Source organism: Streptomyces sp. YIM S03343 (assembly GCF_054729195.1).
This window is the reverse complement of sequence record NZ_JBPUKX010000001.1, coordinates 6,713,806-6,737,871: the sequence shown is the minus strand read 5'-3', so window position 1 is coordinate 6,737,871 and position 24,066 is coordinate 6,713,806. Positions and strand designations below refer to the sequence as shown.

Annotated in this window: 19 protein-coding genes; 10 read left to right on the top strand and 9 right to left on the bottom strand. The window is 69.4% G+C overall.

Going from position 1 to position 24,066, the window contains the following annotated elements; translation table 11 throughout:
- Nucleotides 1–91: 91 nt before the first annotated feature.
- Both ACSYGN_RS29820 and ACSYGN_RS29815 read left to right on the top strand, forming a co-directional pair.
- Entirely contained in the window at nucleotides 92–4,666 is a 4,575-nt protein-coding gene (locus tag ACSYGN_RS29820) for a DNRLRE domain-containing protein (RefSeq protein WP_460401005.1), read from the top strand.
- Nucleotides 4,667–4,707: 41 nt separating this feature from the next.
- A complete protein-coding gene (locus tag ACSYGN_RS29815; protein WP_460401003.1) occupies nucleotides 4,708–5,154 on the top strand; it encodes a hypothetical protein in 447 nt (148 codons plus the stop codon).
- Nucleotides 5,155–5,251: 97 nt separating this feature from the next.
- On the opposite strand, the gene ACSYGN_RS29810 is transcribed toward ACSYGN_RS29815, so the two are convergent.
- On the bottom strand, nucleotides 5,252–5,851 hold the full coding sequence (locus tag ACSYGN_RS29810; protein WP_460401001.1) for an ATP-binding protein: 600 nt from the start codon (nucleotides 5,849–5,851) through the stop codon (nucleotides 5,252–5,254).
- Nucleotides 5,852–6,040: 189 nt separating this feature from the next.
- Here ACSYGN_RS29810 and ACSYGN_RS29805 point away from each other — a divergent pair, with 189 nt between their 5' ends.
- Together ACSYGN_RS29805 and ACSYGN_RS29800 are read left to right on the top strand one after the other, a co-directional pair.
- Nucleotides 6,041–6,925, top strand: coding sequence for a helix-turn-helix domain-containing protein (locus ACSYGN_RS29805; protein ID WP_460400999.1), 885 nt, complete (start codon nucleotides 6,041–6,043; stop codon nucleotides 6,923–6,925).
- Nucleotides 6,922–7,125: a DUF397 domain-containing protein gene (locus ACSYGN_RS29800; RefSeq protein WP_460400997.1), complete on the top strand. Its 204-nt coding sequence runs from the start codon at nucleotides 6,922–6,924 to the stop codon at nucleotides 7,123–7,125. The genes ACSYGN_RS29805 and ACSYGN_RS29800 overlap by 4 nt, the downstream gene beginning before the upstream one ends.
- 42 nt (nucleotides 7,126–7,167) lie before the next feature.
- On the opposite strand, the gene ACSYGN_RS29795 is transcribed toward ACSYGN_RS29800, so the two are convergent.
- Nucleotides 7,168–8,262 (bottom strand): hypothetical protein, encoded by a 1,095-nt coding sequence (locus ACSYGN_RS29795; RefSeq protein ID WP_460400995.1) that lies wholly within the window; start codon nucleotides 8,260–8,262, stop codon nucleotides 7,168–7,170.
- A gap of 135 nt (nucleotides 8,263–8,397) precedes the next feature.
- Between ACSYGN_RS29795 and ACSYGN_RS29790 the strand changes: the two genes are divergently transcribed.
- Nucleotides 8,398–8,865, top strand: a complete 468-nt coding sequence (locus tag ACSYGN_RS29790; RefSeq protein ID WP_460400993.1) for a nuclear transport factor 2 family protein — start codon at nucleotides 8,398–8,400, stop codon at nucleotides 8,863–8,865.
- 7 nt (nucleotides 8,866–8,872) lie between these two features.
- Here the strand turns inward: ACSYGN_RS29790 and ACSYGN_RS29785 are convergent, their stop codons facing one another.
- Nucleotides 8,873–10,861 (bottom strand): ABC-2 transporter permease, encoded by a 1,989-nt coding sequence (locus ACSYGN_RS29785; protein ID WP_460400991.1) that lies wholly within the window; start codon nucleotides 10,859–10,861, stop codon nucleotides 8,873–8,875.
- A gap of 188 nt (nucleotides 10,862–11,049) precedes the next feature.
- Nucleotides 11,050–11,694, bottom strand: coding sequence for a PhzF family phenazine biosynthesis protein (locus ACSYGN_RS29780; protein ID WP_460400989.1), 645 nt, complete (start codon nucleotides 11,692–11,694; stop codon nucleotides 11,050–11,052).
- 331 nt (nucleotides 11,695–12,025) lie between these two features.
- Here ACSYGN_RS29780 and efeO point away from each other — a divergent pair, with 331 nt between their 5' ends.
- The 4 genes from efeO (at nucleotide 12,026) to ACSYGN_RS29760 (ending at nucleotide 16,547) form a co-directional block, all read left to right on the top strand.
- A complete protein-coding gene (gene efeO / locus ACSYGN_RS29775) occupies nucleotides 12,026–13,195 on the top strand; it encodes an iron uptake system protein EfeO (RefSeq protein WP_460400987.1) in 1,170 nt (389 codons plus the stop codon).
- Between the two features lie 32 nt (nucleotides 13,196–13,227).
- The gene (gene efeB, locus ACSYGN_RS29770; RefSeq protein ID WP_460400985.1) at nucleotides 13,228–14,520 is read left to right on the top strand and encodes an iron uptake transporter deferrochelatase/peroxidase subunit; all 1,293 of its coding nucleotides are present in this window, start codon (nucleotides 13,228–13,230) and stop codon (nucleotides 14,518–14,520) included.
- 3 nt (nucleotides 14,521–14,523) lie between these two features.
- Complete coding sequence (gene efeU / locus ACSYGN_RS29765) at nucleotides 14,524–15,390, top strand: iron uptake transporter permease EfeU (protein WP_460400983.1); 867 nt, start codon at nucleotides 14,524–14,526, stop codon at nucleotides 15,388–15,390.
- A 107-nt stretch (nucleotides 15,391–15,497) separates the two neighbouring features.
- Nucleotides 15,498–16,547: a hypothetical protein gene (locus tag ACSYGN_RS29760; RefSeq protein ID WP_460400981.1), complete on the top strand. Its 1,050-nt coding sequence runs from the start codon at nucleotides 15,498–15,500 to the stop codon at nucleotides 16,545–16,547.
- A gap of 57 nt (nucleotides 16,548–16,604) precedes the next feature.
- Here the strand turns inward: ACSYGN_RS29760 and ACSYGN_RS29755 are convergent, their stop codons facing one another.
- The 5 genes from ACSYGN_RS29755 to ACSYGN_RS29735 all read right to left on the bottom strand — a co-directional run bounded on the left by ACSYGN_RS29755 (nucleotide 16,605) and on the right by ACSYGN_RS29735 (nucleotide 22,609).
- Entirely contained in the window at nucleotides 16,605–17,336 is a 732-nt protein-coding gene (locus ACSYGN_RS29755) for a bifunctional DNA primase/polymerase (protein WP_460400979.1), read from the bottom strand.
- A gap of 309 nt (nucleotides 17,337–17,645) precedes the next feature.
- Entirely contained in the window at nucleotides 17,646–18,650 is a 1,005-nt protein-coding gene (locus ACSYGN_RS29750; protein WP_460400977.1) for a small ribosomal subunit Rsm22 family protein, read from the bottom strand.
- 48 nt (nucleotides 18,651–18,698) lie between these two features.
- Nucleotides 18,699–19,739 (bottom strand): vWA domain-containing protein, encoded by a 1,041-nt coding sequence (locus ACSYGN_RS29745; protein ID WP_460400975.1) that lies wholly within the window; start codon nucleotides 19,737–19,739, stop codon nucleotides 18,699–18,701.
- A gap of 396 nt (nucleotides 19,740–20,135) precedes the next feature.
- Nucleotides 20,136–21,266 carry a serine hydrolase domain-containing protein gene (locus tag ACSYGN_RS29740; protein ID WP_460403819.1) on the bottom strand — a complete coding sequence of 377 codons (1,131 nt, stop codon included), beginning with the start codon at nucleotides 21,264–21,266 and terminating at the stop codon, nucleotides 20,136–20,138.
- A complete protein-coding gene (locus ACSYGN_RS29735) occupies nucleotides 21,263–22,609 on the bottom strand; it encodes a multidrug effflux MFS transporter (RefSeq protein ID WP_460400973.1) in 1,347 nt (448 codons plus the stop codon). Before ACSYGN_RS29735 ends, ACSYGN_RS29740 begins: the two co-directional genes overlap by 4 nt.
- A 113-nt stretch (nucleotides 22,610–22,722) precedes the next feature.
- Between ACSYGN_RS29735 and ACSYGN_RS29730 the strand changes: the two genes are divergently transcribed.
- Nucleotides 22,723–23,763: a Gfo/Idh/MocA family protein gene (locus ACSYGN_RS29730; RefSeq protein WP_460400971.1), complete on the top strand. Its 1,041-nt coding sequence runs from the start codon at nucleotides 22,723–22,725 to the stop codon at nucleotides 23,761–23,763.
- The last annotated feature ends 303 nt before the right edge of the window (nucleotides 23,764–24,066 follow it).

Below are 24,066 nucleotides of genomic sequence, written 5' to 3'. Positions count from 1 at the left end.
GATTCGTAAACCTGCACTGCTGACAGTGGTCTTTGTGAAACTCCCCATGCCGGACGCCCTTTGCCCGGCACGAACAGGGGAGGGGTCGCTGATGCGACACAGATACAGGCCAACGCACACAACGGTCGTCACCGCGGCGCTGCTGGTGCTGGCCCTGGCCGGTGGTGCTTTATCAACTGTCGGACAGGCTGCCGCCGATGACACGCCCTCGGACACCGCTGCTTCGGCTGCGACCGAGCAGCGGGACTTCGGTCCTGCGGAGGCCGCCGATGAGAGCACGGCTCGTGTGCTGGCCCAGGCCGAGAACCGCCGTATCGAGATCCTCTCGGAGCGTAACGAGACCGGCTCCACCTATGCCAATCCCGACGGTACGCTCACCGCAGAGGCGTTCGCCGCTCAGGTGCGGGTGAAGAAGGACGGCAAATGGGAGGACATCGATACCACGCTGTCCGACACCGGTGCCGACCTCACGCCGGAGACCGCGGCCGCGGACATCGCGGTCTCCGACGGCGGTGACACCCATCTGGCCTCGGTGTCGGACGACGACAAGACCTTTGGGCTCGGTTGGGAGGACAAGCTGCCGACTCCCACGGTGGACGGCGACACCGCCTCGTACGCGCTCGGCGGGGGCGAGACGCTCCAGGTGACCGCTCTGCCCCAGGGATTCTCCCAGAGCGTGCTCCTCGACCGGGCGCCGGACGGACCGGTGTCGTACCGAATCCCCCTGGAACTGCACGGACTCCGCCTCTCCGAGGCCGACTCGGGGCACCTGCTGCTCAAGGACTCCTCCGGCGACCTGGTGGCCGAGGCGCCCGCGCCGATGATGTGGGACTCCAGCAAGGACGGGCTGTCCGGCGAGCCGGAGAACCAGGCCCGGGTGGACGCCGACATCGAGACCGCCGCCGACGGATCGCAGACCCTGGTCCTCACGCCGGACGCGGACTTCCTGGCCGCGGCCACTTACCCGGTGGCAGTGGATCCGACCTCCACCCTCGCGGTGACCACGGACACCTGGGTGGCCACCAACTACACCGACTCGCAGGTCTCTTCGACGGAGTTGAAGTCGGGGACGTACAACGCGGGTTCTACCAAGGCCCGTTCGTACCTGAAGTTCGACGTCTCTGACTTCGCGGGCAAGCACATCACCGACACCAACCTGGCGCTGTACTCGTACTGGTCCTCCTCGTGCTCGACGTCGGGCGCGGGCACCCAGGTGCGGCAGATCACCTCGTCCTGGTCCTCGTCGAGCGTCACCTGGGACGACCAGCCCTCGACAACCACCACAGGAGCCGTCACCAACACCGCCGCCAAGGGCTACTCGGATGACTGCCCAGCCGGAACGATGAACTTCGACATCGACGACATCGTCCAGTCCTGGGCCGACGGATCCACGAACTACGGGATCCAGGTTCGGGGCGCGAGCGAGACCGACTCGCTGACCTGGCGCCGCTTCCGGTCGGCGAACTACGCCTCCGGCGACAACTCCGCCGAGCCTCACCTGACCGTGACGTACAACTCGTACCCCAGCACGGCCACACAGATCCTTCCCTTCGCCTCGGCCGTCACCTCGGACGCCACTCCCACCCTCCGGGCCCGTGCGACGGACGCCGACTCCGACCAACTCCGCTACACCTTCGAGGTGTGGGACAGCGGGCTGACGACCCGGAAGACCACCGGCAACTCCAAGTACGTGCTGTCCGGCCGGATCGGCACCTGGACTTCCGGGACGCTGGCCGCGGGGACCTACAAGTGGCGGGTCAAGGCGTACGACACGACCGACCTGTCGAAGGCATGGTCGGCCTGGCGGACCCTGACCGTCGATCCAACGGCTCCGGCCGCGCCCGTCATCACCAGCAGCAGCCACGGCTCGTCCGCCAACTGGTATGCGGCGGACGACTTCACCGGCACGCTCAGCGCCGACGACATGAGCGGCATCGACGGGTATGCGGTCAAGGTCGACAAGAGCCCGGCCACCAGTGCGGGTACCACGGTCACCCAGACCTCCGCAACTGTGTCCGCCACGGACCGGACCGACGGCACGTGGTACGTCCACGCGGCGGCCAGGAACGCGGCAGGACTGTGGTCACCGACCCAGACCTTCCCGTTCAATGTCGACACAACGGCCCCGGGCACGGCGACCGTCATGTCGTCCACGCACCCACTGAGCGCGTCCACGTACGCGAGCCGGACGGCCTCCTTCACCTGGACCGCCCCGAGCGACACCTCCGGTGTGTCCGCGTACGCGGTCACCGTGGACCAGAGCGGCTCGACGCTGCCCAGCAGCACTGATACCACTCAGAGCGCCGCGTCCTTCACCAGCACGGTGAGCGGCGACGGCACCTGGTACCTGCATGTCCGGGCCAGGGACAAGGCAGGCAACTGGTCCGCGTCCGCCGCCCACTACGCCTTCACGGTCGACTCCACCCTGGGCCTGCTGCCGGCGGTCACTTCCTCCACCCACCCCGACCAGACGGCCGCCTACACGGCGACCGGCTTCAAGGCGACGTGGACGACCAGCGCCGCCGCGGCCGGCTACAGCTGCACCGTGGACTCCAGTGCCACCACCGTCCCGGACACCACGGTCGGCTCCACGACCGCGAGCTACACCGGCACCGTCGCGCAGGGCACCTGGTATCTGCACGTCCGCGCCGTCAATTCGGCCGGCGCCTGGGGCCCCGCGGCCCATTACCGCTTCACCGTCGACACCGCCGCGCCCGCCGCGCCCACGGTCTCCTCGCCGGACTTCCCGGACGACGCCTGGGCCGGTGACGCGGGCGACACCGGGACGTTCACGCTGACGTCCGCCGACAAGGGCCTGGACACCTTCGCCTACACACTGGACGGCGGTACGGCCACCACGGTCGCCGCCTCCGCCGCGGCCACCACGATCGACCTGGCCCCGGCGAGCGAGGGCAGCCACAAGCTGACCGTGACCGCCACCGACAAGGCCGGCAACACCTCCGCCGCGACTGTCTACACCTTCCACGTCGGCGCCGCCGGCATCACTGCGCCGCTGTCCGGCGAGGAGATCGGCCACGCGGTCACCCTCACCGCGGCGGGGCCCACTGACCTGACCGGGGCCACCTTCCAGTACCGGCGCGGCGACAGCGACAGCTGGTCGGACATCCCGGCCTCCGCCGTCACCCTTGCCTCGGACGGCACCGCCGTCACCTGGCCGGTCGCCATGACCGACGGTGTCACCCCGGCGCTCACCTGGACCACCGACGGCGTCACGGACGACGGAGACCTCCAGATGCGAGTGACCTTCACGGGCGCCAATTCCCCGGCGCCCTCCGCACCCGTCGCCGTCCTGCTGAACCGGGTCGAGGTCACCGACGACGGCACCGACCTCGACAGCCTGGCCTCACCGACCTCCGTCGAGTCGTACGCCCTGGAGGCGGCCGAGGACCGGGCCCAGGCGTCCCCAGACGCCCTCGCACCGCCCTATCTCGACCAGGACACCGGCAAGATCGTCGCCCCGGTCACCGACAGCGACGCTAAGGCCGACGCCACTGCGACGATCTCCCTGACCGATATCCCGGTCGACGAGGGCGGCGACGACACCACGGTGGAGGACGCGGACGAGGCCGCCGACGGCACCACCACGACCGAGGACGACGTGGCCGACGCGGTCACCACCACCGACGCCACCGTGGTTCCCGCAACCAAAGTCGTCGACCACAGCCAGGCCGAACTCGACTCCATCGCCGACGAGGTCCTGCTGCTCGACGAGGATGACCTTCCCGGCGCCTCCGCACTCGCCAGTGCAGAAGTCGATGCCGAGACCGACAAGGTCATCGTAGAGATCGCCGCAGACAACGCCGAACTCGCCGACAGGCTTGGTCAGCGGTACGGCACCGACGCCGTCACCGTCCGGGTCAACCCCGGCGTCACCCAGATCGAGGAGACGTCGACCCGATGGACTGACAAGAACCCCTACAAGGGGGGAGCCGGCTACGAGTCTCACTGGTACGACGGAGACCAGAAGAAGAAATTCAATGTATGCACCACCGGCTTCGCTTGGACGTACAAGGGCAACCCTTACATCGTGAGTGCCGGCCACTGCACTTACGCCGACGGATACATGGACAGCTGGGACAACAGCGGCACCGACAACTCGGTCACCGTCGGCTTCGTCAACGTCGACAACTACGCCAACGGCAAGGGCTCTGTGAAACTCTCCGGCCAGAACTACTGGTCGGGAGACCTTTCACTGATCAAAGTCATCGAGAACAAGTACAACGTGTCCGCTCGCATCTACCAGCACGACAGTGTGATGCGACGGGTGGACAACCGGTTCACCACGCGGTCGTCGAAGGGACAGAAGTTCTGCACCGGAGGCGCCCGCTCCAGCGAGGTGTGCGGCTGGAAGGTGACGGAGACCAGTTTGCGATACAAGTACGCCAACGGGGACGTGGCGCACAACATAACCAAGGGCCAGAAGAACTCGGGATCGTGCCTCATCCACGGTGACTCCGGCGGCCCCGTCTACACCGTGAAGTCCAATGGGCACGTCAACGCCAAGGGCATCATCTCGGGTTCGGGCTGCGACTCCATGGATGACGACGGCGAGTGCAGCGACGCCTGGGACGGCAAGTGCACGGTGTACTTCACGGACATCGCACTGGCAGAGAAGGCACTCCCGGGAGGGGTCAAGAAGTGGTGAAACGAACGACCAGACTGGGAGTCCTCGCGATCCTGTCCACCGTGGCGGTGGCCACGTCGGCCTGCAGCAGCTCCAAGCCGTGCGCCGACGTCGGCGTCACATCGCAGATCGGCGTGATGTTCCTCCAGCAGGGCTATACCGACCTGGCTGGCGCCTCCTACGAGCTGTGCGCAGGGGGCAAATGCGTAAAGGATCAGCTCGAACAGGAAAACATCACGCAGGTGAGCCTGCGCCTTCCCGACGACGTGAACCCCGACCTCGGCACGGTCCACTTCCGAGTCACCCCGAAGGGAAGCAGCAGTCCCGAGATCGACGCTTCCTACGACGTGAAGCTCACGCGCCAGTCCGACGGCTGCGGCGGCGGCGCCTACAGCCAGGGTCTTGCCTTCACCAAAGAAGGCGGCCTCACCACGAAGATCCCGCCAAGTGTGACCACCGCCTGGCGGGATCACCTCAAGTCGCTGGCCTCACCCTCCGAATCCCGCTGACACACGCGCCCCTCCACAGCGGACAACCGGCTGTGGAGGGGCGCCGATCAGACCGGCACCCCGCTCCGCGTCGCCACGACGCACCTCATTATCCGACTCACTCCCCCACCCGTACGGCCAGCGGTTCCACCGGTGGCACGCGCAGCGGCGGGCCGTCATCGAGTTCCAGCACCACAACGCCGGGCCCGCTCTCCACGCCGACGACGGTCCGCCACGTGTTCCTGACCCGCACTTGCTGCCCGGGCAGGACCAGTACCGCAGCCGTCTCCCGCGTTTCGGGTCCGGCAACGATGTCAGAGGCTTTCAGCTCGGCGAAGACCGTCTTCCCGATCCCGCCCGGGCGCGCCTCGTAACCCCAGCGGTGCGCCAGAGCCGCCACGAGCAGCAGCCCCCGCCCACTCGTCTCGTCCTCACCCGGCTCCCGGACCTCGGGCGTGCCGACCCCGGCGTCGCTCACCTCGATCCGCAGCAGCCCCTCCGGCACCCGGCGCTCGATCCGCACCCCCACCTGCCGGTCACTCGGCACCGGCACGCGCAGGGCGTTGGTGACAAGCTCGGAGAGCACCAACTCGGTGTTGTCGAGCACCTCTTGCGCAACTCCCCAGTCACCGAGCACCGAGTGCAGCAGTGCCCGGGCTCTGGGAACGCTTCGGCGGCTCCGCGGGAGCAGGAAGGAAACCTCGTTCGGCGGGGTCATGGGGCAGTCTCCTCAAGGTTCGGAGTGGGTGACGAACCCCTCCCGGCACAACTCCCGACGGGGCACGCATTCCACAGGCTGCCCGCACCCGAATCGACCTCGCAACGTTGCGCAAGAAATCCGCGGCTTATCTCATCCTTTCGAGTGAGACCCGAATTCGGAGATATACGTCTCTGCTAAAAGGTAGGCATGAACACTCGAGCTACGACCGATCGCCCCTCCACCGTCCTGGGGCGGCAGTTGGGCGATGAGCTGCGCCGCCATCGCGAGGCCTCTGGCCTCACCACCGCTCAAGCCGCTGAGGCGCTCGACTGCACCAAGGGCAAGATCAGCCGTATGGAGAACGGCCGAGTTGTGGTGCGCACGCCGGACGTGGCGGCCCTGTTGCTTGCCTACGGGGTCAACGATCCCGAGACCCGCGAGCGGCTCACCCGTCTCACCAGAACGGCCAACCGACGCCGTCGAGAGGGATGGTGGCACCAGTACAGCGGCGTGCTGGCCGATACATACAAGGACTACATCGAGATGGAGTCAATCTGTCGGGAAATCAGAACATTCCAAGCTCAATTGATCCCCGGGCTGCTCCAGACTCCGGAATACAGCCGCGCTGTGACCGTTGCGTCGCGCGCGTGGCAGTCGTCCACGGAGATCGATCAGTTCGTTCAGGTGAGGGTCGCCAGGCAGCAACGGCTCACCGGTGAAACGTCGCTGTCGTTCTGGGCAGTGCTGGCCGAAGGCGTGCTCCACCAGCGGGTCGGGGGACCGGATGTGATGCAGACGCAACTGAACCATGTGATCGCCATGGCCGAGCGCCCCAACGTCACGGTCCAGATCCTGCCGTTCTCGCGCGGGGCACACTCAGGTATGTTCGGCCCGTACTTGCTGATGAGCTTTCCTCAGGAGACGGCGCAGGAACTCGTGCTGACAGAGATGCCCACAGGCAACCTCTGGATGGAGCAGGAGCCCCAAGTGACCTACTACCGGTCCCTCTTCGACGATGCGCGCACCGTGGCGCTGCCACCGACGGAATCGCTCGCACTCATCCGCCGCACCGCTGAGGAGTTCGTTGCATGAACCTCGAAGGCTCTACAACCTCCACCCTGGCCGAAGCTATATGGTCCAAGAGCAGCTACAGCGGCGGCCAGGGCGAGTGCCTCGAACTCGCCCACGGCATCGCTGCCCTCGCCCCCGTCCGCGACAGCAAAAGCCCCACCGGGCCGGTGATTCCCTTCACCCGGAATGCCTGGCGGGCCTTCGTTGCGCACCTCGGCTGAGACCCCACGCGCTGGATGGCGGTGAAACGATCTCCATGGGGTTCACTGCCAGTGATGCCCCGTCAACGCCCAGATCAGCGCGCCCGGAACAGCGGTCAGGGTGAACGCGGTTCCGCCCAGGAGGAGGGGGACACTGATGATCAGCACGAGTGGAGTGAGGAACAGGTCCATGGAAGTGATCAGCTTGGGATCGCTCCCCTCCACCAGCCACAGCCGACGTTTCGGCAGCGGCGCGAGGGACTCGCTGGGCACCCCGCGCCGATAGGTCAACTCCCGGCCGTCGCCGTCCACGTGGACGTAGCGCTGTTCCCACGGGTCGCCGCGGGAGAAGGACTTCTCGGTGCGGACGTACTCGGCCTCGACCCGACGTCCCTTGATAGCGCCCCGGATCTGGACGATCGGCACCGCGCTGATGATGAGCCCGCCAGCCGCGAGCCCCACCCCGACGTACGTCATGAGGAGACAGATGCCCGCCACCGTCCAGCCGGCCATGAAGCCCACCACCACACAGTAGACGGCCCCAGCCAGGAGACCTGCCCTCAGCGCCAACTGCCCCGGAGTGTAACGATCCCTCAGCCGCGGCTTCGCCCGGTCGCCCACGTCGGGCCGCCCGGAACCGGCCGTACCGGCCCGCCCGGACGGCTGCACAGCCCCGGAGCGCGGGAATGCCCGCGACGCCCTGTCGATCGCCGACCCGGTCGGCCGCCGCTCCGTTCGCCGCTCGCCCTTTGCCTCGCGGTCTTTCGGAGCACGAATCCTCGGCGTTCTGTCCTGCGCGCTCCGGTCCCGCTCCTCCTCCGCCCCCGCTTCGGTGGGCGCCGCTCCGACGAGATGGGCGTTGAGCCGGTTCAGCGCCGCGAGGCCCTCGTCCAGTTCCCGTCTCGCGAGCGCCGGGTCACGGACGGCCTCCAATGTGGCCTTCTCATAGGCGTCCAGGGCGCGGGCGAACTCGACGGCCATCACATGCGTGCTGCCCGGACGATCCGTGGCGAACGGATGCCCGGCCAGCATCTCGCCGAACACCGTCAACTGCCCATCGAAACGAGCGGTTTCCTCCCGCGCCCTGCGCCGCCGCTGCCCCAGTGACATCACCCGGCCATCATGCTCCTGGGGATCACTCGGGGCCAGTGCGTTCACCGGTCGGTACCTCGTCCCTCCTTCGGCAGTAGGTCCTGCGGATGGTGCGCGCTGCATCGCTGAACAGAAACGTGTGCTGATCAAAACAGTCCGCAAGACCGGCCCACATCAGGCGATAATGATCGTTAACTGACCGTGCGTATCACTTGGGGAGGTCTTGTGAGTCTGAGTCCGCGCGAGGTGTTTCTCCGGCTTGTTCATGGGGTCGCCGATGGGAACTTGAGCGAGTTGCCTGACCTGTACGGCGAGGTCACCGATGTCCGGCATCCGATGGCTACGCCGGAGTCCGAGCCGTTGACGAGTCGGCGTGCGCTCCGGGAGCACTTCACGGTGCCGCCGGAAGTTCGGGAGTCCTTGCCGAAGAGAAGTGTCGTCGATGTCGTCGTTCACGAGACCGCCGATCCTGAAGTGATCGTCGCCGAGTTCGCCTACGAGTTCATGTTGCCGGACGACTCCAAGGCCAAGGTGCCCTGCGTCTTCGTCATGCGTGTACGGGACGGTCAGATCATCGAGTCACGCGACTACATCGACCCGATCCGCACGTACACGGCACGCGGGGACCTCGACTGCCTCATGGCGTCGCTGCGCAAGGGCGTTTCCTGACTGCCCCTCAGGGAAGGGCGCCGACCGGCACCGCGACGGCGGCGGCCTCGGCCTCGGCCTGGGGGGTGATCGGGAGTTGCGGGGTGCGGAACCAGCCGAGGAGGCTGAGGACCGCGGCGGGGATGACCAGGTAGACCAGGAGGACGGTGAGGGCCTGCGTGGTTCCGTGGCCGTCGAAGTAGATCGTGTTCCGGAGGAGGATGTAGGCGTTGCGCGGTGGCAGGAAGGGGCCGATGTCCCGCCAGAAGCCCGGCAGGTAGGGGACGCCGTTGGCTCCGCCGGAGGAGGGATTGCCGAAGAGCATGACCACGATGACGGTGACGAGTGTCCCGGCGGCGCCGATGAGCTTTTGCAGGACGGCAGCGACGAAGGCGACGCCCGCCATGACCAGGGACAGGATGGGCCAGGTGATCCAGAACTTCCCGGCGGGGATGCCCTGGAGCCAGTAGCAGACGATGAGGTCGATCACGAGTGCCGCGAGCACCGCGTACGCGGCGAGGGTGGCCACGCGCCAGGGTCCTGTGGGTGTCCCGGTCACGGTGCGGAGCATGGTCGAGCTCATGTAACCGCCGATGAACAACGGAACCATCATCAGCGATACGACCAAGCCGAAGGGGTCTTTCTTCGCCAGGGGATGCGGTGCGTACTGGGTGACCGTGAGCGGTTGTCCCACGCTCTTCGCGGCCTTCTCGAAACTGACGGCGAGGTCCAGGGGCGCCACGTCGCTGAGAGTCGGTACGACAATGAGGGTGTTCGAGGAGGAGCCCGGGACAAGTGCTCCGTAGATCTTGCCCTCGTCGATCGCGTTCTTCGCGGCCGCTTCGTCCTTGTAGGAATGGACCTTCAGGGAGATGTTCTTCTGGGCGGCGGTCAGTACGGGGGATGTTCCTGTCACGCCGACCGGGAGGTCCGTTGCCACCGGTGAGTGGCCGGAGCTGGTGTAGTTCGCAGTGAACAGGCACTGCATGACTCCCGCGATGGCGAGCGCCACGAGGACCCGGACGAGCAGCGATCTGCCGGAGGCGTCGGACTGCGGGGTCCGGGACGCGGCGTGCGTGCCCGGCGAGGACTTCGTCCTGAAAGACCGCCAGCCCAGGAGGTTGATGACGAGGCCTCCGACGAGTGTGTACACGGCGAGGATGACGCAGGGCGCGGTGATGTTGTTTCCGCCGAAATACAGCACGTTGCGAAACAGGGTGACAGCGTTCTGCGGCGGGAGCACGACACCGATGTGCTGCCAGTAGACGGGCAGCATGTTCAGCCCGCTTCCTCCCGCGGAGGCTCCTCCCACGATGATGAAGAGCACGACGACCAGCAGGGTGCCGAGTCCGCCGATGAGTCTTTGCAGGGCTGCGGCAGCCAGCGCTACGGCAGCGGTCACGAAGAAGAGGCACGGCAGGAGCGGCCAGAAGTGGCTGTTGGAGAAGGCGCCGATCCCGGGCCCGGCGATCAAGTCGGTCACCAGGGCGCCGACGGCCGAGTAGGCGACCAGCGTGGTCACGCGCCAGGGGGCAGCCGCGGTCCTCGTCATTTTCTGCAGGAGTACAGCCGCCAGGTAGCCGCCGATGAGGACCGGGAGGAGGAGCAGGCCGGCGACTCCCCCGAGGCGGTCGCTCTGGGGCAGCGGCTTGACCGTCTGCACCGAGAGTGGCCGACCGAGCTTCTTCGCCGCTTCTACGAAGTCGGCCTCCAACTCCACCTGGCCGAAGAAGCTCTTGGCGGGAACCACGATCAGCTTGTCGCCCGCAGTTCCGGGAAGGTACGCACCGTAGAGCTTGCTCTGATCGATGGCGTCCAGCACCGCGGATTCATCCGCATAGCTGAACGTCTGGAGCGACACCTTCGACGTCACCGCGTTGACGACTGGAGAGGCACCGGTCACCCCGAAAGGCATATTGCGGGGGGCCAGGAGTTGCAGCGCGCTGATCAGGCAAAGGGCGAACAAGCTCTGCACAACCAGCACGATCCCCAGCGCGACCAGCATCTTCTTCAGCACAGGCGCACCCTTCGGCTAAGGACGGGCCTGTGCCCGACGGCTTCGACTTCGAACGGTGCCCACATGGGCACGCTAGGTTCGCCCAGACGCCACCGCACGCCCATGACTCCGAAAGGCCGGGGCCTGCAGTCGTCAGCGCGCCGCCGGTGCGCAGACGGCCGAGGCGAAGCCGCGCCCCGGCGTCGGCTTCAGCGCTCCAGGTACACCCGGCCCCCGACCTCCACCCAGCCCCCCGGCTGGGGTGCCGTGAGGAGTTGGGAGCCGGTGCCCTGGGTGATGTTCAGGGCGCGGCCCAGGCGGTCGGTGAGGAGGAGGGCGGCGGCGCCGGTGGCCTCGTCCTCCGTGATGCCGTCGTCGCGGCCGGGGAAAGCCCGCGCGCGGATGCGCCCGGCGGCCTCGTCCTGCCAGGCCCAGGCGTAGATCCACTCGCCGGGCGGCGGGACGGGCAGGGCCTCGACCTCGGCGGGGGTGGCGTACTGGCGCAGGGTGCGCGGCGGGGCCCATTCGGGGAGCGCCTCTATCCAGCTGAACTCGCCGTCCAGACGGGCCCCTACGACCCCGGCCGGAGTGACCAGTTCCGGCACGTCCAGCAGCCATGCCGTGCCTACGCAGGGGTGCCCGGCGAAGGGGAGGCGCAGGGTGGGGGTGTAGATGTCGATGGCCCCGCGCTCCGGGTCGTCTACGAACACCGTCTCGCTGAACCCCAGCTTCGCCGCGAACTCCTGCCGCTCGGCCTGGCCGGGGATCAGCGATCCGTTGCGAACGACGCCGAGTTCATTGCCGTAGCCACCGTTCGGCGCGCAGAAGACGCGCAGCACGTCGTACTCAGTCACGGAGGCATTGAAGCATCGACCGGCGGCGGTGCGTTCCGGTCGCGTGGGCGCCCGGGGTGCGATTCCGTGCGTGCCTGTGCGCCGTACGTCGGGTTTCGGCCGCGCGGGGAGACGGAAACGGACACCTCCCTGGGCACTTGACCCGCACTTTACCGTTTCATGGGGTTCGGTTTTGGTCGACGTGACCCTGCCGTGCTCATGCGGCGCCGATGAGAGCTGAATCACGGATTGGACGGGTATCAGTAAGGTGAGCCTCAGATAAGTTAGGCAAGCCTCACCACACCAGCGCGGGCCGCTCCGCGCGCCCGACACCGCACTTTCCGGAGCCCGTATGCGAGCCGCACGACTCACCGTCGTCTCCGCCGCCGTCACCACGGCGGCCCTGACCGCCGTCACCGGCTGCACCCAGAAGAGCACCGCCGAAGGCGCCGACGCCGTCCAGGTCACGGCCGCCGACTCCAAGTGCACGACCTCCGCCACGTCCGTACCGGCCGGGCACGTCACGCTGAAGATCGAGAACAAGGGCTCCAAGGCGACCGAGGTCGAGATTCTCTTCCCGGACGACCGGATCGTGTCGGAGAAGGAGAACATCGGACCCGGTACCAAGTACACGCTGACCGCCGAGGTCAAGGCGGGGGCGTACGAGATCGCCTGCCGGCCGGGGATGAAGGGCCACGGCATCCGGCAGAAGCTCACGGTCACCGGTGGCAGCGTCGCCGAGCGCGACCCCCGGCTCGACAAGGCCGTCGCCGCCTACCGCACCTATGTCGAGGAGGAGGCCGAGCAGACACTGCCCGAGGTCAAGACCCTGGTGAAGGCCGTCAAGGCCGGTGACCTGGCCGCGGCGAAGGCGGCGTACGCGCCCTCCCGCATCGGCTGGGAACGCACCGAGCCGGTCGCCGAGTCGTTCGGCGACATCGACCCCAAGGTCGATCTGCGCGAGGCCGACCTCGAGTCCGGCCAGACGTGGACCGGGTGGCACACCCTGGAGAAGGCCCTCTGGAAGGACAAGAAGATCGGCGCCGAGCAGAAGACGCTCGCCGACCGGCTGGTCACCGATCTGGAGGACTGGGAGGAGCGGGTCGGCAAGGCCGAGATCACCCCGACCTCCATGGCCAACGGCGCCAAGGAACTCCTCGACGAGGTCGCCACCGGCAAGGTCACCGGCGAGGAGGAGGCCTTCTCGCACACCGACCTCGTCGACTTCAAGGCGAACGTCGAGGGCGCCCAGAAGGCCTACGAGCTGCTCAAGCCGGTGGCGAAGGAGAACGACGCCGCCCTCACCACCGAGCTGGACAAGCAGTTCACCGCGCTGAACACGCTCCTCGACAAGTACCGCGCGGACAAGACGGACGGGACGGACAAGACCGGCAAGGACTCGTACGCCTTCGTCTCCTACGACACGGTCGGCGCCGGTGACCGCAAGGCCCTCTCGGACGCGGTCAACGCCCTCGCCGAGCCGCTGTCCAAGCTCGCCGCCGCCGTAGCGACGCAGAAGTGACCAGAAGTGACACGAGCAGGAGCGACAGGGACATGACGGTTACGCCAGACTCCGCCTCCGCCGGTCCGCAGACCCGTGGTGCGGCTCCCTCCCGGCGTGCGCTGATCGGCTGGGGCGGTGCCGGGATCGCACTCGGCGCCGCCGCGGCCGGGGGCGCGGTCGCGGTGGCCCGCGCCGGGGACGACATGGAGCCGGCCGCCGCCGACGGCGGCGCCGCGATCGCCTTCCACGGTGCCCATCAGGCCGGTATCGCCACCCCCGTGCAGGACCGGCTGCACTTCGCCGCGTTCGATGTGAAGACCGACGACCGCGCCGAGTTCGTCCAGCTGATGAAGGACTGGACGGCGGCGGCCCGCCGGATGACCGCGGGCAGGGCGGTCGGCGAGGGCGCCTACGGCGGTCTGGCCGAGGCTCCCCCGGACGACACCGGCGAGGCACTGGGCCTCAAACCGTCACGGCTGACGCTGACGATCGGCTTCGGGCCGTCCCTGTTCGACCGGTTCGGGCTGTCCGGGCGGCGCCCCGAGGCCCTGGCCGACCTGCCCGCCTTCCCCGGCGACAACCTCGACAAGGCCCGCACCGGCGGCGACCTGTGTGTCCAGGCCTGCGCCGACGACCCGCAGGTCGCGGTGCACGCGGTCCGCAACCTCGCCCGCATCGGCTTCGGCAAGGTCGCCGTCCGCTGGTCGCAGCTCGGCTTCGGCAAGACCTCGTCGACCACGCCCGACGCGCAGACCCCGCGCAACCTCATGGGGTTCAAGGACGGCACCCGCAACATCGCGGGCACCGAGACCGGGCGGCTCGCGAAGCATGTGTGGGTCGGTGACAAGGACAACGGCGCCCCCGGGGCCGCCTGGATGACCGGCGGGTCGTATCTCGTCGCCCGGCGCATCCGCATGAACATCGAGACCTGGGACCGTACCTCGCTCCAGGAGCAGGAGGACGTGTTCGGGCGCGACAAGGGCGAGGGCGCACCCGTCGGCAGGGCCAAGGAGCACGACAAACCGTTCCTGAAGGCCATGAAACCCGACGCGCATGTACGTCTCGCCCACCCCGACGCCAACAACGGCATCACCATCCTGCGCCGCGGCTACTCCTTCACCGACGGCACCGACGGCCTCGGCCGCCTCGACGCGGGCCTGTTCTTCCTGGCCTACATGCGCGACGTGCGCGAGGGATTCATCCCGCTCCAGCGCAAGCTGTCCGCCAAGGACGCGCTCAACGAGTACATCCAGCACGTGGGTTCGGCGGTCTTCGCCGTCCCGCCCGGTGTCCACGACCAGGACGACTGGTGGGGCCGGACCCTGCTGACCGAGGAGGCGTAGCCCGTGTTCTCCAACTACCTGATCGGCCTGCGCGAAGGTCTCGAGGCCAGCCTGGTCGTCTGCATCCTCATCGCGTACCTCGTCAAGACCGACCGCAGGGACGCCCTCAGGCCGATCTGGATCGGCATCGCCGCCGCCGTGACGATCTCCCTCGGCTTCGGCTCCGTCCTCGAATTCGGCTCCCAGGAAATGACGTTCAGGGCCCAGGAGGCCCTCGGCGGCTCGCTGTCCATCGTCGCGGTCGGCCTGGTGACCTGGATGGTGTTCTGGATGCGGCGCACCGCCCGGCACCTGAAGAAGGAACTGCACGGCAAACTCGACGCCGCCCTCGCCATGGGCACCGGCGCCCTCGTCGCCACCGCGTTCATCGCCGTCGGCCGGGAGGGCCTGGAGACCGCCCTGTTCGTCTGGGCGTCCGTCCACGCGGCCGGCGACGGCACCCCGCGCCCGCTGATCGGCGCCGCCCTGGGCCTGGCCACCGCGGTACTGCTGGGCTGGCTGTTCTACCGGGGCGCCCTGAGGATCAACCTCGCCAAGTTCTTCACCTGGACCGGCGGCATGCTCGTCGTCGTCGCGGCGGGTGTGCTGGCCTACGGCGTCCACGACCTCCAGGAGGCGGACTGGATCCCCGGCCTGACCAGCCTCGCCTTCGACATCAGCGGCACCGTCTCGCCGGACAGCTGGTACGGCGCGCTGCTGAAGGGCGTGTTCAACTTCCAGCCCGACCCGACCGTGCTCCAGGCCGTGGTGTGGCTGGCGTATCTGGTCCCGACGCTGGCGCTGTTCCTCGCGCCCTCCGGTTTCGCCGTACGCCGCGGCGGATCCCAGCCGGTGCCGCCGCCGACGGCCGAGGTACGCGACAAGGTCTGAGGCCGCGAAGCCACCGCTATGGGCATCGCGGTGTGTGGGTACGGCGTCCGCCGCCCTCCTCTTCCCGGTAGGGTTCGCCTCCGGGAAGGGGAGGGTGAAGGGACCCGATGACCACCAGGGACAGCGGACTTGACCGCCGTGGAAGGGCTGCCGCCGCGCACCCCGCCGTGCTCCGCGGGGGCAGCAGGACCACCGGCCGGAACGCGCTCCTCGCCGCCTCGCTCGCCGCTCTGTCGCTCACGGCGAGCGGCTGCGTGGTGGTGCACGGCGAGCGCGAGGTGCTCCCGGCCACCACCCGCGCCGAAGCCGCCGTGGCGCTGCGGGAGTTCACCGCCGCCTACAACAAGGCCGATGAGGCCTACGACAGTTCACTGGACGCCGGTCATGTCACCGGCGCGCTCGCCGACATCGACGGCGCCCGTCTCAAGGCCGGTCACATCAACAGCCCGAACGGCAACGCCTCGCACACCCCGCTGACGCTGACGGACGCGACGTACACCATCCCGAAGAAGGCCGGCTGGCCGCGCTGGTTCCTCGCCGACGCCAGGGGCAACAAGGGCGGCGACTCGCGCTGGCTGCTGGTCTTCACCCGTGACTCCCTGGACGAGCCCTGGCAGGCGGCGTATCTGACGCTCGTGGCGCCGGGCAAGGTACCGGAGTTCAAGAAGGACAAGGACGGCTGGGCCGAGGCCGTACCCGCCGCCTCCACCGAACTGGCCGTCGCCCCACGGGACTTGAGCCAGGACTACGCGACGTATCTCCAGAAGGGCGGCGACACCTTCGCGTCCGGCGCCCACACCGACGGCTGGCGCTCACTGCGCGCGAAGGCCGCCAGCAAGCCGGGGCTGGCGACGCAGTACCTCGACGAGCCGCTCACCGGCGGCGACTACGCCCCGCTCGCGCTGCGCACCGCGGACGGCGGCGCGTGCGTCTTCTTCACCACGCGCTACTACGCCAAGCAGACCGCCGCCACCGGCACCACCGTGCCCACCCCCGGCGACTCCGTGCGGGCGCTGACGAAGGGCGAGATCAGGCAGTCGCTGACGATGACGTTCGTCTCCAACGAGGTGGCCCTCGACCCTGCGAAGGGCGCCACCGCCCCGAAGGTGTCCGTGCTGGGGCGTATCGAGGGGCTCACGGCAGCCGAGGGTGCGTGACCCTGTCGCTCTGTGGCCCGGCCGGCTGCGGGTGGCGGAGTGGCGGGGTGGCGGGGTTCAGCGGCGCAGGGGCCAGGCGGGGGCCGGGTCGGACTCCTCGCCGACGTGGCGGGCGCAGGCGTCGGTGAGGGTCTCCAGAAGGCTCAGCGGGTCGGGCAGGGCGTGCTCGGGGCCGCGTACCCAGCGCACCGCGCGCTCGTCGTCGCCGGGCAGCCGGGCCGGGGGTACGAGGACGTAGGAGCCCCGGCAGTGCCAGCGCAGGCCGGGATGGTCCTCCATGGTCTCCGGGTGACAGTCGAGCTCGCACGGCCACCACTCATCCTCGTCCTCGGGGGTACCGCGGGTGAGGGTGAAGAACAGCAGGCGTCCGTCGTCGCTCTCGGCCACGGGGCCGACCTCGACACCGGCGGCATCCAGCCGCGCCAGCGCCTCCCGCCCGGCCTGCAGGGGCACGTCGAGGACGTCGTGCGTCATGCCGGTCGCGGTGATGAAGTTGGCCAGCGGCTGGTGTCGGGCCCAGCGTTCGATCTGGGCGCGGTCGGTGGTGGACTGCGTCTGCCAGGCGAAGGACACCGGGTGCCGGGCGGGGGTGGGACAGCCGACCCGCTCGCAGGAGCAGAGGGGGCCATCGGGGTAGGCGGCAGGGGCGAGCGGCAGACCGGCGGCGGCCACGGCGAGCAGCAGGGCTTCACGGCCGCCTTCGTCGGCGGCGACTTTGGGGCGGCGTCCACGCAGCCATTGGGTGAGCTTGCCCTGCCGGCCGCCCCGGCCGCCGAACGTCGCGCTCATCTATCCCCTCCGCCTCGCCGATCGCCACGCTGGCCGCCCGCCGAATCACGGACAGCACCCCCATGCTCCCACCTTCCCGTCCTCCCAGTGACCGGAGCCCACATCCGGGGCAGGAGGGGCGAGATCCACCAGGGCCGGGATCGGCGGTCATGTCAGCTTATATAGGGACGGAAGGCGGTGCGGGGCGGGGGTGGCGGGGGGCCGTCGAGTGGGCGGCTCCACAAACTCCCGGCAGGGCCCGGGAGCAACTTCCCGGCAGGGCCCGGGAGCACTCCAGGAACACCCCAGGAGCGACCCGGGGGCTTCCCCCTACTCTCGCCCGTCGCCCCATTCGTCGCCCCAGTCCACGTCCCGCGCCGCCCGGTAGAGGTCCCCGTGCCGCTTGGTGACCGTCCGCCGCTCCAGCCGCCCGTCGGCGCCGCAGAGGTCGAGCAGCACCTGGCCCTTGCGGATCTGCGGGCGCCGTACGACGCGTGCGGCGGCCGGGGTCGCCGGGATGCGGGTGGCGGCGACGTAGCTGAACTTCTCGTCCTCGTAGGCGAGGGAACCGCCCTTGACCTGGCGGTGCAGGGAGGAACGGCTGACGCGGGCCGAGAAGTGGCACCAGTCGGAGCCGGGCTCGATGGGGCAGGCGGTGCTGTGCGGGCAGGGTGCGGCGACGCGGAGGCCTGCGGCGATCAGGTGGTCGCGGGCCTCCATGACGCGGGCGTACCCGGCGGGGGTGCCGGCCTCCACGATCACCACGGTCTGCGCGGCGGCCGCGGCGGCGTCGACGAGGGCAGTGCGGTCGGACTCGGTGAGTTCGTTGAGCACGTACGACACCGTGACGAGATCAGTGCTCTCGATATCGATCGCCGCTCCGATACGAGAGCGCTGCCAGCGGACGTCGCGCAGGGCGGGGTGGGCGGCGGCGATCTCCCTGCCCAGCGCCAGAGCGGGCTCGGCCCAGTCGAGCACGGTCACCGGCCGCGTCCCGCCCCAGGTCGCACTGACCGCCCAGGTCGCGGCACCGGTCCCACCGCCGACGTCCACGTGACTCGCGGGCACCCACTCGGGCACCGCGTCGGCGAACGCGCCCAGTGCGGCGCGGACGGCCTCGAACGTGGCCGGCATCCGGTAGGCGGCGTAGGCGGCGACGTCGGCGCGGTCGCGGAGGATGGGGGCGGCGGTGGGGGTGTCCCCCCGGTAGGCGGCCATCAGCCTGTCCACCGCCTGAGCCGCCTGCCTGGGCGGCACCCCGTCGAGCACGGCGTCGAGTGCGGCACGCAGGGTGGCGGCGGTCGTCTCATCGGCAGGCACAGACACGTTCACCATGCGATTCTCTCAGGCGCGACCAGCCACAACGCACCCACGTCCAGCCTGTCAGAGCATGAGGAGCAGCCTTGTGTTCGGTACGAGCTTCCGGTTCACGCTGGTGCTCTGCACGAAGATCGTGTAGCCGTCATTGTGGTTCGGCCTGACGCGTACTTCCTCGTTCGGCAGGCCGAGCGGGGCTCGGGCTTCGGGCCCGGTGTATATCCGGTCGGTCTTCTTCTCCAGGACCGCGATCTGCTTCCGTGCCTGGATCTTCTCCGACTTGCTCAGCTGGTAGAACGCGCCACCGGTGCGGTAGGTGTGCCCGCTCTCGACGACCCATTCCCGGATGGCCGCGTCGCGGGCCACCGCGATCAGCTCGTACGCGGACGGATCGACCGGGGTGAGGCCGGCCGCCTTGATGGTGTTCTCGTTGACCGCTTCGGCGCCCGTGGAGAACACCGCTCGCGATCCCCGAATGCCCTTGGTGCGGCCGATCATGAACTTCTCGGTGGCCTGCTGGATGACCTGCCCGGCCTCTTCCAGACCTTGTGTGCTCGTGGCGTCCCAGATGGCGACGTTGTCCTTCGGGAAGCCGCAGTTCATGGCCTCGCGCTTGCCCATCTGGTCCGGCACCAGGACGGCCAGCGTCCAGTTGTCCTGCTGTGTGTCGATCATCTTGGTCACGGCCGTCACCAGTACCTGCGGATCCCTGGTCGGGGCATCCGGGCAGCGATGGCTCGCGTTCTCCTGTCCGTCGGTCAGCACGAACGTCAGGAAGCTGTGGTCGCCGTACAGCTGAGCGGTCTGCGCCAGCTCCCGCTGCGACTTCAGGGTGGCCGCCAGCAGGGCGGTCATTCCACCGGCCCGGTACAGTTGCTTCAAGGACGGCATCCGCAGCACGTCCTTGTCGTAGATGACGCACTCCACCTTGTCCGCGAACACGTACACGGTGACGCGGGTCTCCTGGTCCAGTTCCTTCGACCGGCGGGCAAGATACGCAATCTGCTGGTCGGCGACCTCGACGACCTTCCGGCTCAGGCCGGACATGGACGAACTGGCATCCAGTACAAGAGCAACATGATTGATGTAGTTCTGGGTTCCGGACATGGCGTCTCCCCGTCTCTCCGGCCGTCTTCCCGGCCCGATGCACCTACCGTCTCACCCACCACTGACAATCGATCACGGCTCCCGGGCGGGCCATGAGTTGCGCGTGAGGCGCGAGCCACTCGTGGAAACCCGGCTCCTCAGGCGGCCTCTCGGGCTGCGGCTCGCTTCCGCGGCTGGGCGGCTGGGCGGCTGGGCGGCTGGGCGGCTGGGCGGCTGGGCGGCTGGGCGGCTGGGCAAGCCATACAGCCGACGCCGGCAGCAACCCCCCAGGGGCGCGGGGCTGAGGCGATGTGCGGCTCCGCCGCGTGGGCGCGACCAGCCACAACGCACCCGCACCCGCACCCGCACCCGCCATCGGCGAATCCGCACCCGCACCCGACAAGAGCCCGCCCACCGCTAGGTGCCCCGAACCGCCCGAGCCAGTCGCGTAGCCAGCGCAGCGCGAGGCGTACTGTCCGGCCGTCGGCGCCGCGGATGCACGACGTTGGCCAGCAGCACCAGGAACGTGTCGGTTCCCCGGTCGAGAACCAGCGACGTCCCCGTGAACCCCGTGTGCCCCGCGGCCCTCCGCCCCGCCAGTTCCCCCATGAACCAGCGCTGGTCGACGGCGAACCCCAGCCCCGGCGGCGCCAGCATCAGCTCCACGAAGTCGGCGCCGAGGATGCGGGCGGGCCCGTAGGAGCCCCCGGCGAGCAGCGCGCGACAGAAGACGGCGAGGTCGCGGCCCGTGCCGAACAGCCCGGCATGTCCGGCGACCCCGTCCAGCGCCCAGGCGTTCTCGTCGTGGACGACGCCTCGGAGCATCCCCCGGTCCGCCTTGGCCCACGGCCGACGCTGGTCCTCGGTGGCCGCCGCGCCGGGGCAGGGCCCGAAGCCGGTCGCGGTCATCCCGAGCGGCCGGGTGATGCCGTCGCGGATCAGGACGTCGAGCCCACGGCCGGTGACACGTTCGAGGACGTACTGGAGCAGCAGCATGTTGAGGTCGGAGTAGCAGTACGCACCGGGCGGCGCGCTCGGCGGCTCGGCACGCAGCAGTTCGAGGCGGGCGGCGTCGTCCGGGCAGTCGTAGAGCGGGAGTTCGGGGCGCAACCCAGAGGTGTGGGTGAGTAGTTGCCGTACGGTGATGCCGTGCCGGGCGGCGGCCTGGAAGTCGGGCAGGTAGTCGCCGACGCAGGCGTCGATACCGAGGGTGCCGCGTTCGATCTGCTGCAGGGCGGCGACCGCGGTGAACAGTTTGGTGAGGGACGCGAGGTCGAAGGGCGTGGCGACGGTCGCCGGGACCCGTTCGGCGTCCGGCAGTTCGACGCCCCGGTCGCGCTCCGGGTCGTAGGACGCGTACCGGACGGCGTACCCGGACGCCTCCTCGACGGCGAGGACGGGGCCGCGTCCGGCGACCACGACGGCGCCCGCCGCCCAGGGCCGTTCCCCGGCGGTGAGGGCGTGGAACTCGGCGACGAGCCCGCTCAGCCCGCCGGGGTCGAGTCCGGCCCGCTCCGGTGTGTCGTTGCGCAGTCTCGGCGTGCTCAGCTGTCCTCCCCCAGGCTCCGGACGGCGTCCCGTCGCGCGCCGGTCCGTTCGACGGCCCGCACGGGTCCTTCGCCGTTGTCCCGTTCGGTCTGCCGTTCAGTGTCCCGTTCGTTCCAGGGACGGCACATTCCCACGAAGCACGCCAGTGCCACCAGTGCGCCCGCCAGTTGGACGACGGCCATCGGGACGGCGGTGTGCTCGCCCGCGACGCCGACGAGCGGGGAGGCGACCGCACCGACGAGGAAGGAGCAGGTGCCGAGCAGCGCGGCGGCGGATCCGGCGTGCTGCCGGGTGCGCAGCAGGGCGAGGGACTGGGCGTTGGGGAGGGTGAGGCCCATCGCCGACATGAGGACGAACAGCGCGGCGGCGAACGGGCCGAGCCCGGTGTCGCCGAGCGCGCCGGTCGCCATCAGCAGCAGGGCGGTCGCCGCGAGGACGATCACCGTGAGACCGGCGGCGAGCACCTTGTCGAGACGGACCCGGCCGACCAGCACCCTGCCGTTGATCTGCCCGGCGATCACGAGCCCGACCGAGTTGATCCCGAACAGCAGGCTGAAGGTCTGCGGTGAGGCGCCGTAGATCTCCTGGACCACGAAAGGGGACGCCGATATGTATGCGAACAGCGCGGCGAAGGCGAAGCCGCCGGTCAGCATGTAGCCGGTGAAGGGCAGGTCGGCGAGCAGGCCGCGCATCGAGCGCAGGGCGTGGGGCATGCCCCCGGAGTGCCGCCGGTCGGGCGGCAGGGTCTCGGGCAGCCGCGCCCACACCAGTGCCGCGAGTGCGAGCCCCACGGCGGCGAGGACGGCGAACACGCCCCGCCAGTCCGTCACCCGCAGGATCTGTCCGCCGATCAGCGGCGCCACGATCGGGGCGACGCCGGAGACCAGCATGAGGGTGGAGAAGAAGCGGGCCATGGCGAGGCCGTCGTAGAGGTCGCGGACGACGGCACGGGCGATGACGATCCCGGCGGCGCCCGCGAGTCCCTGCGTGAGCCGTACGGCGACCAGGAACTCCGCGTTCGGCGCCAGCGCGCACAGCACGGTCGCCAGGACGTAGACCGCGAGGCCGGTCAGCAGCGGGCGGCGGCGGCCCCACCGGTCGCTCATCGGGCCGACCACCAGTTGCCCGAGCGCCATGCCGGCGAGGCAGGCGGTGAGGGTGAGCTGCACGGTCGCGGCGGGCGCGTGCAGGGAGCGGGTGACCTCGGGCAGCGACGGGAGGTACATGTCCGTCGCAAGCGGGCCCGTGGCGGTGAGACCGCCGAGGACGAGGGTGACGAGCAGTCCGGTACGGCGGTGCCGCACAGCGGAGTCGTACGGCTGTGGCGTCCCGCCCTCGGGCATGCGGTCACTCCCTCTCAGGTTCTCCGGTTCTGCGGTCTTGCCGCGGCTCTTTCCGGACCTATGCTCTCAGTTCGAACACAGTGTCGATGTCAGGAGTGAGGGTGGGGTCCGGCATGACGGAGCGGAAGGTGCGCTGGGGGATCCTGGCGACCGGGTGGATCGCGGCGGCGTTCGCGGCGGATCTGGTGGATCTGCCGGACGCGGAGATCGTGGCGGTGGGTTCGCGTTCGGAGGCGTCGGCGCGGGCGTTCGCGGACCGGTTCGGGGTCGAGCGGGCGTACGGCGACTGGGGCGCCCTCGCGGCGGACGACGACATCGATGTCGTCTACGTCGCCACCCCGCACGCGGCGCACCGGGCGGCGGCGGGGATGTGCCTGGCGGCCGGGCGGAATGTGCTGTGCGAGAAGCCGCTGACGCTGAATGTGCGCCAGGCGGAGGAGCTGATCGCACTGGCGCGGGAGCACGGGAGCTTCCTGATGGAAGCGATGTGGATGTACTGCAACCCGGTGATCCGTCGGCTGACGGCGCTGGTGGCGGACGGGGCGATCGGTGAGATCCGCACCGTGCAGGCGGACTTCGGCCTGGAGGGGCCGTTCCCTCCGGCCCACCGGCTGCGGGACCGGGCGCAGGGCGGGGGCGCGCTGCTGGATCTGGGCGTGTATCCGGTGTCGTTCGCCCATCTGCTGCTGGGGGAGCCGTCGGACATGACCGCGAGAGCACTGCTCTCGGACGAGGGCGTCGATCTCCAGACGGGAGCACTGCTCTCCTGGGAGAGCGGCGCTCTCGCTTCGGTGCACTGCTCCATCGTCGGCGGTACGGCGACCTCGGCGTCGGTCACCGGTTCGCGCGGCCGCATCGACATCCCCGACGGCTTCTTCCACGCCGACCGCTTCGTCCTGCACCGCGCGGGCCGTGACCCGGAGGAGTTCACCGCCGACCCGGCCGACGGCCCCCGCACCAGTTTCCGGCACGAGGCGAGGGAGGTCATGCGCGCACTGCGGGCGGGCGAGACCGAGTCGCCTCTCGTCCCCCTCGACGGCACCCTCGCGGTGATGCGCACGCTGGACGCGCTCCGGGAGCGCATCGGGGTGCGCTATCCGGACGAGGAGCGGCCGGAAACCGTCAACTTGTCAACTTACACAAGCGGAATTTGAACATCCGCACCATTGCCCCCGATAGCGGGCTTATGCTCAACTCTCCTACACCAGAGCTTCACAGTTGGAGCACTGGCGTTCCGCCAGCCACACCGAGGGGGGAGGGGGCAGCCGTTCCACGGCACCGGGTGGGGGGTGTGCCTCGCGAGGGACCGCGAGGCACACACCGGCGCACGTGGAACGGCTGCCGCATCCGTCCGAGCCCGGCGCTAGCCGCGGGCAATCGTGCCGCTGCGGGGGTCCCCCCTGCTCGAAGAGCTTGGGGGAGGCACGGGTGGGCGCGGCGGCACCCCGCCAACGCCG

What these genes read in the sequence shown, in the direction of transcription:
- ACSYGN_RS29820 (WP_460401005.1), top strand. Translation starts at nt 92, where the DNA reads ATGCGACACAGATACAGGCCAACGCACACAACGGTCGTCACCGCGGCG.
- ACSYGN_RS29810 (WP_460401001.1), bottom strand. Translation starts at nt 5,851, where the DNA reads ATGACCCCGCCGAACGAGGTTTCCTTCCTGCTCCCGCGGAGCCGCCGA.
- ACSYGN_RS29805 (WP_460400999.1), top strand. Translation starts at nt 6,041, where the DNA reads ATGAACACTCGAGCTACGACCGATCGCCCCTCCACCGTCCTGGGGCGG.
- ACSYGN_RS29800 (WP_460400997.1), top strand. Translation starts at nt 6,922, where the DNA reads ATGAACCTCGAAGGCTCTACAACCTCCACCCTGGCCGAAGCTATATGG.
- efeO (WP_460400987.1), top strand. Translation starts at nt 12,026, where the DNA reads ATGCGAGCCGCACGACTCACCGTCGTCTCCGCCGCCGTCACCACGGCG.
- efeB (WP_460400985.1), top strand. Translation starts at nt 13,228, where the DNA reads ATGACGGTTACGCCAGACTCCGCCTCCGCCGGTCCGCAGACCCGTGGT.
- ACSYGN_RS29760 (WP_460400981.1), top strand. Translation starts at nt 15,498, where the DNA reads ATGACCACCAGGGACAGCGGACTTGACCGCCGTGGAAGGGCTGCCGCC.
- ACSYGN_RS29755 (WP_460400979.1), bottom strand. Translation starts at nt 17,336, where the DNA reads ATGAGCGCGACGTTCGGCGGCCGGGGCGGCCGGCAGGGCAAGCTCACC.
- ACSYGN_RS29750 (WP_460400977.1), bottom strand. Translation starts at nt 18,650, where the DNA reads ATGGTGAACGTGTCTGTGCCTGCCGATGAGACGACCGCCGCCACCCTG.
- ACSYGN_RS29745 (WP_460400975.1), bottom strand. Translation starts at nt 19,739, where the DNA reads ATGTCCGGAACCCAGAACTACATCAATCATGTTGCTCTTGTACTGGAT.
- ACSYGN_RS29735 (WP_460400973.1), bottom strand. Translation starts at nt 22,609, where the DNA reads ATGCCCGAGGGCGGGACGCCACAGCCGTACGACTCCGCTGTGCGGCAC.
- ACSYGN_RS29730 (WP_460400971.1), top strand. Translation starts at nt 22,723, where the DNA reads ATGACGGAGCGGAAGGTGCGCTGGGGGATCCTGGCGACCGGGTGGATC.